This is a genomic window from Actinotalea solisilvae (assembly GCF_016464425.1).
Lineage (GTDB): Bacteria > Actinomycetota > Actinomycetes > Actinomycetales > Cellulomonadaceae > Actinotalea > Actinotalea solisilvae.
Genome location: NZ_JADDKQ010000001.1, coordinates 404,857 through 417,667, shown reverse-complemented (window position 1 = coordinate 417,667; position 12,811 = coordinate 404,857). Strand labels below are relative to the sequence as shown.

10 protein-coding genes are annotated in these 12,811 nt (G+C 77.2%); 4 read left to right on the top strand and 6 right to left on the bottom strand.

Translation table 11 applies throughout. From position 1 onward, the window contains the following. Positions 1-16: 16 nt before the first annotated feature. From JIG38_RS01840 to JIG38_RS01820, 5 genes are all read right to left on the bottom strand, one after another. Positions 17-2,212 carry a SpoIIE family protein phosphatase gene (locus JIG38_RS01840; RefSeq protein ID WP_199421769.1) on the bottom strand — a complete coding sequence of 732 codons (2,196 nt, stop codon included), beginning with the start codon at positions 2,210-2,212 and terminating at the stop codon, positions 17-19. A gap of 257 nt (positions 2,213-2,469) precedes the next feature. Next, a complete protein-coding gene (locus tag JIG38_RS01835) occupies positions 2,470-2,865 on the bottom strand; it encodes an ATP-binding protein (protein ID WP_199421768.1) in 396 nt (131 codons plus the stop codon). Between the two features lie 61 nt (positions 2,866-2,926). Continuing rightward, positions 2,927-3,358 (bottom strand): GAF domain-containing protein, encoded by a 432-nt coding sequence (locus JIG38_RS01830; protein ID WP_199421767.1) that lies wholly within the window; start codon positions 3,356-3,358, stop codon positions 2,927-2,929. A 111-nt stretch (positions 3,359-3,469) separates the two neighbouring features. Further along, positions 3,470-5,698 carry an MMPL family transporter gene (locus JIG38_RS01825; protein ID WP_199421766.1) on the bottom strand — a complete coding sequence of 743 codons (2,229 nt, stop codon included), beginning with the start codon at positions 5,696-5,698 and terminating at the stop codon, positions 3,470-3,472. Then, positions 5,695-6,273, bottom strand: a complete 579-nt coding sequence (locus JIG38_RS01820) for a prolipoprotein diacylglyceryl transferase (protein WP_199421765.1) — start codon at positions 6,271-6,273, stop codon at positions 5,695-5,697. The genes JIG38_RS01825 and JIG38_RS01820 overlap by 4 nt, the downstream gene beginning before the upstream one ends. Before the next feature lie 241 nt (positions 6,274-6,514). On the opposite strand from JIG38_RS01820, the gene JIG38_RS01815 reads away from it, so the two are divergent. The 4 genes from JIG38_RS01815 (at position 6,515) to JIG38_RS01800 (ending at position 11,648) form a co-directional block, all read left to right on the top strand. Beyond that, complete coding sequence (locus tag JIG38_RS01815; protein WP_199421764.1) at positions 6,515-7,369, top strand: universal stress protein; 855 nt, start codon at positions 6,515-6,517, stop codon at positions 7,367-7,369. A 114-nt stretch (positions 7,370-7,483) separates the two neighbouring features. After that, the gene (locus JIG38_RS01810; RefSeq protein ID WP_199421763.1) at positions 7,484-9,133 is read left to right on the top strand and encodes a GGDEF domain-containing protein; all 1,650 of its coding nucleotides are present in this window, start codon (positions 7,484-7,486) and stop codon (positions 9,131-9,133) included. Between the two features lie 92 nt (positions 9,134-9,225). Next, positions 9,226-10,656 carry a hypothetical protein gene (locus JIG38_RS01805; protein WP_199421762.1) on the top strand — a complete coding sequence of 477 codons (1,431 nt, stop codon included), beginning with the start codon at positions 9,226-9,228 and terminating at the stop codon, positions 10,654-10,656. 38 nt (positions 10,657-10,694) lie between these two features. After that, a complete protein-coding gene (locus tag JIG38_RS01800; protein ID WP_199421761.1) occupies positions 10,695-11,648 on the top strand; it encodes an alpha/beta fold hydrolase in 954 nt (317 codons plus the stop codon). Between the two features lie 44 nt (positions 11,649-11,692). On the opposite strand, the gene JIG38_RS01795 is transcribed toward JIG38_RS01800, so the two are convergent. After that, a complete protein-coding gene (locus tag JIG38_RS01795) occupies positions 11,693-12,772 on the bottom strand; it encodes a class I SAM-dependent methyltransferase (protein WP_233404139.1) in 1,080 nt (359 codons plus the stop codon). Positions 12,773-12,811 lie beyond the last annotated feature (39 nt).

Here is a 12,811-nt window from a genome sequence, read left to right as displayed (position 1 = left end):
CGGCGGGACCGCCGCGTCAGCCGGGCTGCGGGACCACGGGTGGCGTGTCGGGCACGTCCGGCGGGATGCGGTTCGGCCCCGCCTCGGGCGGGCGCGGGCGGTCCTGGCGGTGCAGCCGGACGGCCACCAGCGCGACGTCGTCGTCCGAGTGGCCCGGCAGGAGCCGGGCGATGACCTCGTCGCACAGCGTGTCGAGGTCGAGGTCCTGCGCGGCGAGCTCGACGAGCGTGTCGCGCAGCTCGACCATGCCGTCCCGCAGCGTCCGCAGGCGGCTCTCGACGAGCCCGTCGGTGTAGAGCAGCACCGTGGCGCCGCGGTCGAGGGTGATCTCCGACTCCGTGCGCCGGTTGTCGGGCAGCACCCCCAGGAGGACGTCGGGACGGACGGCGGACAGCGTCGCGACGGTGCCGTCGGGGTTGACGACCATCGGGTCGGGGTGGCCCGCGTTCGAGAAGCGGATGTGCGTGACGCCGCGGGCGCGCTCGTCGTCGGTCTGCTCGATGCGCGCGACCACAGCGGTCGCGATCGCGTCCGTCTGGAGGGTGCGCAGCGCCCGGTCGACGTCCTCGAGCACCCGCGCGGGGCCCGCGCCCGTCGTGACGGCGACGCCGCGGAGGATCGACCGCACCTGTCCCATGGTCGCCGCGGCGGCGACGTCGTGCCCCACGACGTCGCCGATGACGAGCACGGTGGCGCCGTCGGGCTGGAGGAAGGCGTCGTACCAGTCGCCGCCGACCTTCGCCGCCTCGGCGGCGGGCCGGTACCGCACGACGACCTGGACGTGGTCGGGCTCGGGCGGCTCCGTGAGCAAGGACCGCTGGAAGCCCTCGGCGAGCTGGCGCTGCTGGCGGTACAGGCGCGCGTTGGCGAGGGCGAGGCCCGCCCGTCCGGCGACCTCGCGCGCGTTGACGAGGTCGGCCGGCGAGATCGGCGCGCGTCCCGGGCCGCTGAAGAGGCTCACCGCGCCCACGGTGCGGCCGCGGGCGCGCAGCGGCAGCACGACGGCCGACTCGGGGGCGAGCGCACGCAGCAGGTCCTGCGCCTCGCCCTCGCGCAGCACCGCGGAGACGGCGGCGGTGGCGTCGACGGGCAGGTTCACGACGTCGTTCGTCTCGAGCGCGCGGCCGAGGAAGGACTCGTCACGCAGCGCCTCGAGCCGTGCGCTCGCGTACCGCTCGACGAGCGGGCGCTGCTCGGGGTCGACGTGCCACGAGGCGATGTCCCGCAGGCGCCGCCGCGCGCTCACGCCGTCGCTCGGGTCCTCGACGAGCGTGACGACGCACCAGTCGCCGAGCTCGGGGACGAGCAGGCGCGCCAGTCGCCCCACGGCCTCCTCGGCCTCGAGCGTCTCGGACAGCGCGTGCGTCACGCTCGCCGTGAGCGCGAGCCTCCGGCTGGCGGCGTCGGCCGCCTCCTGCGCACCGCGCCGGGCGGTCACGTCGAGGAAGTAGACGGACAGGCCGTCGGGGTTCGGCCACGCCCGGACCTCGTACCAGCGGTCCAGCGGAGCGGGGTAGTACGCCTCGAACGCGACGGCGGACCCCGTCGACATGGCCTCGCGGTAGGCGTGCTCGAAGGGCGACCCGACCGCCTCGGGGAACGCGGCCCAGAGGTCCTGGCCGAGCAGCTCGTCGCGGTGCCGCTCGAGCAGGCGCTCCGCCTCGGCGTTGACGTACGTGAAGCGCCAGTCCCGCGCGAGCGAGAAGAAGGCCGTCGGCATCGACTCGAGGACGCGCGTGACCCGCACCTCGGCGTCGCCCTGGGCCGTGCTGTCGTACCCGACGCCGAGCACCCGGACCGCGCTGCCGTCCGGGCCGGGCAGGGCGCGCCCCCGGGCAACGATCCACCGCGTGGGTCCGCCGGGGACCTCGACCCGGTACTCGAGCTCGAACTCGCCGAGGGTGTCGATCGCCCGCTGGACGCCGCGGCCCACCACCGGGCGGTCCGTCGGGTGCAGGCGCGCGTTGAACGCGCCGAGCGTCCCGTCGAACTCGCCGCGCGCGTACCCGAAGAGCTCGTGCATCCGGTCGTCCCAGTGCAGCCGGTTCGCGACGAGGTCCCACTCGAACGTCCCGATGCCCGCGGCCGCGAGCGCGAGGTCCGTGAGCACCTCGGACGGGTCGACGACGGCCCGCTCGGCGCTGCGCCGACGCTCGTCCTTCGGACGGTCGCGTCGGCGGCGCGTCGCGTGCGACCGGGGGTCGTCGGGCACAGCGCCTCCTCGGTCGGACGGGACGGGTCAATGATCGTGCTCCGGGGCGCTCGCCGCGAGACGACGGGTGCCGGCGCGCCCCGGGAGCCCGGTCGGCGCTCGAGCGCTTCCCGCACGTCAGGCGGGCGGACGCCCAGCCGGAGAGCGGACCCCACGCCGACGACGTGGGGCGGGTGTGCCCGGGGTGCGCGGCCGGCACGGGGCGGCGCCGCGACGAGCGACCCCCGGGTGCGGCACGACCCCGCCCGTGACCGCCGTCAGCCGAGCGGCGTGGTCGCGTCGAGCGCGACGGCGAACCACACGGTCTTGCCGCGCGGGTGCACGTCGACGCCCCAGTCGCTCGCGAGCCGCTCGACGAGCCGCAGCCCCTGGCCGCCCGGGACGCGCGGTCCGTCGTCGCGCACGACGGGCAGCGTGTCGCCCTCGTCGGTCACGCGCACGACGTACTGGTCCCCGATGACGCCCACGCGCACGAGCACGGGCTCGGCCCGACCGTGCGCCAGGGCGTTGGCCGCGAGCTCGCTGGTCAGCAGCTCGACGACCTTGACGACGCCGGGGGAGGCCTCCGCGTCCCGGGCGTGCTTGACCGCCCACTGCCGCGCGGTCCGGATCGAGGACGGCCGGCCGTCGAGGTAGATCTCCGCCACGGCCATCGGGTCAGGATGGACCATCATCGCCGCCGCCGCCCGGCGACGTCCCCGGTCGCGCCCACGCTCAGCTGCCCAACCGGGTACGGATCGCCTCGGCGATCTCCTGGATGTACGCGTCCATGGCGAGCAGGGGCTCGTGCGCCCACGGGTCGAGCACGTCGGAGTAGAGGTTGATCGCGACCGTGGTGACGTCGTCCGCGACGGCGGGCAGCGCGGCCGCCGAGCGGAAGCCGGCGTCGAGCGCGGCCTGGCGCCACACGGGCCAGCGCGGGTCCGGGTGCAGGTCCGGCACGAGCACGCCTTGGAGCGTGCGCATCGCCTCCACGCACGGCCCCTCACCGGCGCGCACCTCGACCATGTCGCACTGCTTGGCGCGCTCGTCGCTGCTGGCGACGAACCCGAGCTCGCCGTGGTAGCGCAGCGTGATGCTGCAGAACGTGCTCGGTCCGAGGCGCGCGGCGGCGCCGCGAGCGTACTCGTCGATGTCGGTCTGCATGTCGTGCATCGTGCACACCCCTCGGGGGTCGGGGCGCGGGGGCGCCGGGCGCACCCACGATGGTAGGCCGCGATCGCTGCGGGGGCGCGTCGGGACACGCCCCGCGCCGGCCTACGCGCGGGCCGCCGACGCGCGCAGACGCCGCGAGGGCCAGCCGCTCGCCGTGCCCACGATCGTCAGCAGCGAGGGCACGAGGAGCGCGCGCACGACGAACACGTCGAGGAGGATGCCGACCGCGAGCGCGAAGCCGAGCTCGCGGAACGGCTGGAGCGGCACCAGCGCGAGCAGCCCGAAGCTGGCGGCCAGCGCGAGCCCCGCCGCGGTGATGGCGCGCGTCGACTGCGGCACGCCGATGGCCATGGCGTCGCGGAGCGAGCGGTCCTTCGCGAGCTGCCACACGCGCCCCACGGCGAAGATGTTGTAGTCCGAGCCGAGCGAGAGCAGCAGCACCGCGGCGGCGAACGGGACGTAGAACGTCAGGTCGTCGTGACCGAGCAGGCCCTGGAAGACGAAGACCGTGATGCCGAGGGTCGCCGAGAGCGCGAGCAGGCTCGAGGCCAGCAGGTAGAGCGGCGCGACGACGGCCCGCAGGAAGAGCACGAGCATGAGCAGGTTCACGGCGAGCGCGGCGACGCTGATCCGCAGGAGGTCGTCCGTGGTGTCCTGCACGATCCCCGCGGCCAGGGCCGTGTCGCCCGCGACGTTGATGTCGACCGCGCCGAGGCCCGCGCCGTCGGCGAGCCCGGGCAGCGCCTCGCGCAGGTCCGCGAGGCGGCCGATCGCCGTCGACTCGAGCGGGGAGGAGTCGAGCACGACGAGGTAGCGCGCCGCGTCCCCGGCCGGCGAGACCATGAGCTCCTCGTCGTCCACGGGGATGTCGCCGGGACCGAGCACGCCCACGACACCCTCCTGGGCGTCGATCGCGTCGCCGAGCCGCAGGAGCGCGTCGGGGTCCGCGCCGACGTCCTCGCCCTGGAGGAGGATCTCGGTGGGGGACACGATGCCGGGCGCGAAGCCGTCGCTGGCCGCCTGCGCGGCGAGCGCCGCGGGGTGGTCGTCGGGCAGCGACTGGACGAAGCCGAGGCCGAGGTCGAGCTCGCGCAGGGGGAGCGCGGCCGTGGCGAGCGCGCCGATGCACACGAGGGCCACCGCCCACGCGGACGCGCGGCGCGTGACCGCGCGCGTGACGACCGACGGCCGCTCGCGCGGCCCGCGCGTCGTCTCGGTCGTCGGGTCGTGCGGCCAGAACGCGAGCCGGCCGAGCACCGCGAGGAGCGCGGGCACGAGCGTGATCGCGACGACCACGCCGAGCACCACCGTGATCGCGAGGCCGGGGCCGAAGCCGCGGAACAGGCCCGAGCCGGCGACGACGAGCGACGCCGTGCCCGCGGCGACCGTGATGCCCGCGACCGTGACGATCGGCGTGAACGACGCCGTGGCGAGGCGCGCCGCCTCGAGCCGGGAGTGGCCCTCCGCGAGCCGGGTGCGCAGGCCCGAGAGGTAGAAGATGCAGTAGTCGGTGACGACGCCGAGCAGGAGCGCCACGATGAGCGGGCGCAGGTCCGCCGGCACCGAGACGTCGAGCATGCGCGCGAGCGACCCCGACACGCCCAGGGTCACGCCGACGGCGGCGCCCACGGACACGAGCGTCACGAGGGGCGCCGCGACGGACCGGAAGGTCAGCGCGACGACCGAGAGGATCGCGAGGAGGGTGACGAGCTCGACGACGTGCACCCAGCCGTTGACGATGTCGCCCTGGGCGGCGCGCGCCGGGACGGAGCCCGTCACGCCGACGTACGCGTCCTCGGCATCGGTGAGCTCGGCGGCCGCGAAGGCCTCGGCGTCGTCGCGCTGCGCGAAGAAGGAGTCCGCCGGGTCCAGGAACAGGAACGTCATGACCGTCGTGTCCTCGGCGGCCGCGCCGGGGAAGAGGCCACCGCTGTTGGTCAGGGGGATGGCCCCGAGGACCGACGTGTCGTACGAGCCCTGCGTCAGGGCCACGCCGCGCAGCACGGCCTCGGCCTGGGCGAGGGGGGCCATGCCGTCGGGGTCGTGCTGGACGATGGCGACGCGGCTGAGCAGCGGGAACCCGAACGCCTCGGTGGAGCGACGCTCGGCGACGAGGCTCACGTCGTCGGCGCCGAGCTGCTCGAGGTCGTCCCCCGAGGCGCCGAGCGGGGGCAGGAGCACGGCCGAGGCCACGGCGGCGACCGCCCAGGCGACGATGACCGGCCAGCGCAGCGCGACGACGACGCGCGCGTAGCCGTACCAGAGCCGGGTGCCGAGGCTGCGGTGGGGCGTGACGCCGGCCTCGGGGCCGGCGGTCGTCGGCGCGCTCACGGCGTCGCGGTCGGCGTCGAGCGGGGCTCGGCGCTGGGGCTCTCGGACGGCTCGTCGGCCTCTTCGGTCGGCCCGTCCGTGGGTTCCTCGCTCGGCTCGTCGGTCGGCTCGCTGCCGTCCTGGTCCGCGGCCGCGACGTCCTGGCCCGCGAGCTCGCGGCACTCGCGCGACGCCTGCTCCGAGCCCGGGCGGGCGTCCTGCACCGCGTCGAGCGCCTCGGCGGCGCGCCGCGCGTCCTGGTCCCGCAGCCCGAGGGCCACCTCGTCGAGCGCAGCCGTGAGCGTCGCGTTGTACTCGGCGGCCTGGACGCACGGCGCGGGCACGTCGCCCGAGGCCTGCGCCGGGGTGGGCGTGCTCGTGGGGTCGGCCTCGGGTGCACGCCCGGCGCCGATGACGCCGAACGACGTGAGGACCAGGCCGGCCGCCGCGGTGAGCAGCACACCGGTGACGAAGGCGACCACGACCCTCAGGGCCTGGCGCCCCCGCCCGGCCGGACGGCGGCCGTCGTCCCGCCCGGCGCCGCCGGCGTCGTCCGGGTCCTGCAGGCGGTCGTCCCGCGCGCCGCGCCCTGCCATGGCTAGTCCTCCCGTGTCGTGACCACCGCGATCGTTCATCGGTCCCGCCTCGACCCGTGAGCGCCCTGGTGGTCGAGATCGTAGGGAGCCCCCGCGCCGCCGCAACCGGAGCGGCGTGCCCGGGGAGCGGCGCGTGACCGGTCCGCGAGCCCCCGCCCGGGCCCTAGGGCCCTCGTGCACCCGCCCGCCCGGGCAGAGGGTGGGGGCGGGGACCCCGCCGGGGTCGCGCGAGGAGGGGCACATGGGAGCGAACGTCGTCGTCGGTGTGGACGCGAGCGAGGCCAGCCAGGGAGCGCTCGACTGGGCCGCCGACGCCGCCATGGCGCGGCGCTGCGTGCTCGAGGTCGTGCACGCGGTCCGTCAGCCCGCCTGGGGCTTCGACATGGACCTCGACCACGTGCTCGAGCAGCAGGGCAAGAACCTCCTCGAGGCCTCCGCCGAGCGCGCCGAGCGCGCGCTGCCCGGGCTGCGGGTGCGCACGGTGCTCAGCACCGACACCCCCACCGGTGCGCTGCTCGCGCGCGCGCACGACGCCGCGCTCCTCGTGGTCGGCTCGCGCGGTCCCGACGTCCTCGGGGGGCCGGCCGGGTCGGCCGGGTACCGCCTGGCCGCGGCCGCACGCTGCCCCGTCGCGCTCGTGCCCGCGCGGCGCGGCTCGACGGCGCGCACGGTCGTCGTCGGCGTGGACGGCTCGCCGGACGGGCGCGCGGCGCTCGCCGTCGCGGTCGCCGAGGCCGAGCTCGCCGGCGCGCGCGTCGAGGTCGTGCGGGCGTGGGACGCGCCCGAGCTCCACGAGTCGGTGGGGCACGTGCGGCACGGTCTCGCCGACGCGCTGCGCGAGCAGGAGGCCGCGGCGCTGCGCGAGCTGCTCGGCCCCGTCCGCCTCCGCCACCCCGACGTGCCGATCGTCCAGCGGGTCGTCCGCGGCCGCCCGGCGCGCGCCCTGCTCGACGCCGCGCGCGACGCCGAGCTGCTCGTCGTCGGCGCGCACGGGCGGACGGGCGGCGACCCGTCGGTGCTCGGCGCCGTGAGCCACGCCGTCGTGCTGCACGCCTCGTGCCCCGTCCTCGTCGCGAGGGAGCGCCAGCACCCCTGAGGGCCACCCGGGTGACACCCGGGTGGGTGACGTCGGACCGCTCGGGCGCGCACGGCTGCGTCCGGCGGCCCGCGCCTGCCCACGCGACGCGGTGTGCGCCCGTACCGTGGGGCCATGCCCTCCCCCCGGCAGCCGCGCGCCCGCGGCGCGGACGGGACCGCGGCCGACGACGCCGCGGCCCTGCCGCTGCCCGCTCGCGGCGCGCTCGTGCCGCTGCCCGAGTTCGGGCCGTTCGACTCGCTCACCGACGTCGCGCACGGCCTCTACATCGAGGGGTTCTCCGCACGGGCCGTCGTGGCCTGCCGGACGGGCCGCGCGCTCGCGGTCGCGGGCGGCGACGTCGTGAGCGCGCGCTACTTCCGGTACATCGAGGCGATCGCGCTGCAGGAGCTGGGGCGCCACGCGGACGCGGTCACCGCCGGCGAGGCGCTCCTGGCCGAGCTGGGCGACGACGTCGAGCCGATGTGGCGTGCCAAGGCGCTCGCCCTCGTCGCGGAGGCGAGCACGCGGGTCGGCGACGCGCGGGCGATCGGGGACGTGGCCGAGGCGTACTGGCTGCTCGGGGCCGTCCCCGCCCGCACCTACGGCCACCTCTCGGCGAGCATGGCCGTGGGCCTCGCGCTGCGCTCCCTCAACCTGCTCGAGGAGGCCGACGCCGTCCTGCGGTCCATCTCGGGCGGCGGCGGACCGGGCATCGACGTGCTCGTCGCGCAGGAGCGCGCGCTCCTCGCCGCGTACTGGGGCACGAGCCTCATCCTCATCGGCCGCGCGGACGACGCCGCCGCACGCTTCGTCGACTCCGCCTCGACCGCCCGGCGCATGATCGCGCTCGCCGCCGCCGACGACGACCCCGCGATGGTCGCGCGCGGCGAGGTCATCGAGGCCTTCGCGCTCATGCAGCTCGGCTCGGGGGACACCGTCCGCCTCGCCGCCGCGCGGGTCCGGGACGCGGCCACGCGCTTCACCACGCGGCCCGAGCTCGTCGAGACGCACCTGCTGCGGCTCGTGCTCGCGCGCCAGGCGGCGGACGAGCACCGCTGGGCCGAGGCGCGCGAGGGCCTCGAGGACCTCGTGGTCGACGCCGACGCCGCAGGCCGCGAGGTGTGGGCGGCGAGCGCGCGGTGGGCGCTCGCGCAGGTGCACCAGGAGGAGGTCGGGCCGCACCCGGCGCTCGAGCCCCTGCTCACGCTCGCGCGTGTCGCGCTCGAGCGCGTGTGGTCCGAGCGCGAGGGCCGCTTCGCGGCGCTCCACGACCGGCACCAGCTGCGCGAGCTCACGGCCGAGACCGAGCGGATCAGCCGCGTGCTCGTCCAGGACCCGCTGACCCGGCTGGGCAACCGCCGTCTCATCGACATGACGGCCGAGCGGCACGCCGACTACCCGTGGGCCGTGTTCGTGGACGTCGACAGCTTCAAGGCGATCAACGACACCTACTCGCACGGCGTCGGCGACGCGGTCCTGCGGGCCGTCGGGGGGATCGTCCGGTCCCAGGCGCGCGAGACGGACCTCGTCGCCCGGTTCGGCGGCGACGAGTTCCTCGTGCTCCTGGCCGGCGGTGGCGACGCGGCCGCGGCGTTCGCCGAGCGCGTGCAGCGCGGGGTCGCGGCGCACGACTGGTCCGCGGTCGCCGCCGGGCTCGAGGTCACCGTCTCGATCGGCGTCGGCCCGACGGACGGCGCCCCGGGCGACCGCTGGGCGGCGGCGGACGCCGCGCTGCTCGAGGCGAAGCGCGCGGGTCGCAACCGGGTGGTCGCGGCGGGCTGACGGTCCCGTCCCGCGCGGGTCCGGCGCGCGTCGACCCTGGCGCCGGGACCCGGCGCCGCCCATGCTGGGGACGTCCGGCATCGGGAGGGTGCGTGAGAGCGACGGGGGCGGCCGACGGTGCCGGGCGGCGTGCGGCGCGCGCCGCCGCACCGCTGCGGGTCGTGGTCCTCGGCGCGGGGCTCGCAGGGGCGTGCGCGGCCGCCGCCGCCGCCGGTCACGGGCGGATCGTGACGCTCGTGGAGCGGGACGAGCTGCCGGACGCGCCCCGGCCACGGCCCGGCGTCCCGCAGGGTCGCCTGCTGCACGTGTACCTCCACCGCGGACTGCTCGCGATCGAGGAGCTGCTGCCCGGCTTCCGCGCCGAGCTCGAGGCGGCCGGCGCGGTCGCCCTCGACACCGGCGACCTCGCGTGGCTGGGCGAGTTCGGCTGGGCGCCGACCGGACGGCCGCAGCTGCCGCTGCTGTCCGCGTCGCGCCCGCTCGTCGAGCACGTCGTGCTGCGGCGCGTGCGCGCGCTGCCGGGCGTCGTCGTGCGCGACGGCACACGGGTCGCCGGGCTGCGTCGCGGCGGCCCCGGCGGGCCCGCGTGGTGGGTCGACCCGGCCGAGGGCGCGCCCCTGCCCGCCGACCTCGTCGTCGACGCCACCGGCCGCTCCTCGCGGCTGCCCGCGTGGCTCGCCGCGGCCGGGGTGGCGCCCGCCGCGACGTCCGAGGTGGACGCGCACCTCGGGTACGCGGCGCGCCGGTACGCGCTCGACGGCGCCCGCGTCGCCGTGCCCGGGGTCGTCGTCCTCCAGACGCCCCGCGACCCGTCCGGCGGCATCGCCCTGCCCGTGGAGGGCGGCGAGTGGCTCGTCGGCGCCACGGGCGCGGGCGGCGTGCGCCCTCCGCGCGACCCGGCGGGGTTCGACGCCTTCCTCGAGGGCCTGCGGCACGACGCCGTCGCCCGGCTCGCGCGGGCCGGCCGCCCGGTGGGCGACGTCGTCGTGCACCGGCAGACCGGCAACCGCCGGCACCACTACGAGCGCGTGCGCGGGTGGCCGGCGGGGCTGCTGGTCCTGGGGGACGCGCTGTGCGCGTTCAACCCCGTCTACGGCCAGGGCGTCACGGTCGCGGCGTGCGAGGCGCTGGTCCTGCGCCGCGCCCTCGCGCGCGGCTGGCGGCCCGGGCAGGAGCGCCGCCTGCTGCGCCGGTTCGTGCGCGTCGCAGCCCTGCCGTGGGCCATCGCGACGAGCAGCGACCTGAGGTACGCGAGCGCCGAGGGCACGCCGACGCGCGTGCAGGCCGCCCTCGGCCGGTGGACCCAGGAGCTCGACCGGCTCGCGAGCCACGGTGACGCGCTCGCGAGCGCGACCGTCGCCCGCGTCTACCACCTCGTGGGCTCGCCCCTCCTGCTGGTCCGGCCGGGACTGCTCGTCGCCGCGCTGCGCGCCCGCCGCCACGGGTACGGCCCGGCGCTCCCCGCGCCGCACGTGGTCGCGGGACCCGATGAGATCCGCGCGGCGCGGGGGTCCGACAGGTGACCGGGACGCGCGACGTCCCCGAGACGACGGAGGCGACGATGACCACCACCCCGACCTCGACGGGCACGACGGCGCGCACGCCGCGGGAGCACCGCCTCCGCGTCCCGGGCGCCGAGCTCCACTACGAGGTCCGCGGCTCGGGCCCGCTCCTGCTGACGGTCGCCCAGCCCATGACGAGCGGACCCTTCGCTGCCGTCGCGGACCTGCTCGCGGCGCACCGGACCGTCGTGACCTACGACCCGCGCGGCGTGGGGCGCAGCACGGTGGACGACCCGGCCCGCGACGTCACGCCCGAGGACGAGGCGGACGACCTCGCGGCGGTCGTCGACGCCGTCGGCGGGGGACCCGCGGACGTGCTCGGGAGCAGCGGGGGCGGCGTCGCCGCGCTCGCGCTCGCCGTGCGCCACCCGGGCCACGTGCGCACGGTCGTGGCGCACGAGCCACCGCTCTGCGAGCTGCTCGAGGACGCGCCGCACCTCCGCGACGCGGTCGACGCCGTCCAGGCGACCTACCGCGCCGCGGGCGCCGGCGCCGCGTGGGGCGCGTTCGTCTCGCTGGTCGTGCACGAGGGGCCCGTCGGTCCCGACGGCGTGCCGCCCGCCGCCTGGCCGCCGCACGGCGCTGGGCAGGACGGCGCTGGGCAGGACGGCGCTGGGCAGGACGGCGGTGACCCGGGCAGCACGGGCGACCCCGCCGCGGCCGCCCCGCCGCGCACGGCCAAGGACGACGCCGACGACGAGCTCTTCTTCCTCCGCATGCTCGTGCCGTTCACGCGGTGGCACGCCCCGGTCGAGGCGCTGCGCGACGGCACACCGCACGTCGTGCCCGCGGTCGGCGCCACGTCCGGGGCGCAGATCGCGCGGCGCGCGACGGACGCGCTCGCGGACCGGCTCGGCACGACGTCGGTCGTGCTGCCGGGCGGTCACGCGGGCTTCATGGAGGACCCGGAAGCCTTCGCCACGGCGCTCCTCACGCTGCTCGCGTCGCGGTGAGCCCGGCGGCGGCGGCGCCGGGTGCGCCGCCGCCCGCCGGCCCGTCAGGGCCTGACCTCGAGCACCTGGTTGAACGGCGTCTGGGCGACCTGCGCGAAGCGCGTGAAGCCGCCGGTCGTGACCACGTCCCGCAGGCGTGCCGGCCCGGCCTGGGTCCCGAGCGCGAGACCCACGTCCTGCGACAGCGACGCAGGCGTGCACAGGAGCGTCGAGAACCCGTAGTACACGCGCCCGACGGCCGTGAGGTTGTCGTGAACGCTGTCCCCGGCCATGGGCTCGACGACCATCCACGTGCCGTCGTCGGCGATCGCGGAGCGCACGTGACGCGCCGCCCCGACCGGGTCGCCCATGTCGTGCAGCGCGTCGAACGTCGTGACGAGGTCGAAGCCCGACCCGCCGAACTCCTGGGCCGGGGCCACCTCGAAGTCCACGCGGTCCGCGACGCCCGCCTCCTCGGCGCGCCGGCGCGCGTGCGCGATCGACGCGGCGTGGTAGTCCGACCCCACGAACGTCGAGGCGGGGAAGGCCTGAGCCATGATCACGGTGGATGCGCCGTGGCCGCAGCCGATGTCCGCGACGCGCGCGCCGCGCTCGAGCCGCTCGACGACGCCGTCGAGCGCGGGCAGCCACTCGCTCACGAGGTGCGCGTGGTAGCTCGGCCGGAAGAAGCGCTCGCAGCCGACGTGCACGTCCGGGCCGTGCTCGTGCCACCCGAGCCCGCCCCCGGCGCGCGCCGCTCCGACGACGCGTCCCGTGTCGGCGAGCGTGCCGAGCGCGAGCTGGAAGAGCCCGGGCAGGAACGCCGGGCTCTGCTCGTCCGTGAGCGCGACGGCGTGCTCGGGCGGGAGCGTGTACTCGCCCGAGACCGGGTCGAGCGCCACGAAGCCGCCGGCTGCCTGCGCCGCGAGCCACTCGCGGGCGTAGGTCTCGGCCGTACCGGTGTCGTGCGCGAGGCGCGCGGGCGTGGTCGGCCCGGTCGCCATCGCGCGGTAGTAGCCGAGCTCGTCGCCCATGACGACGAGGCCGGCGTTGAGCGTCGCACCGACCTCGTCCACCGCGCGGAGGACGAAGGCCATGAGCGTGTCGACGTCGAGTCCGACGGGCTCCTCGACGGTGGTCATCATCGTGGTCCTCTCTGCCGTCCGGGACGTCGTCGCCCCGGG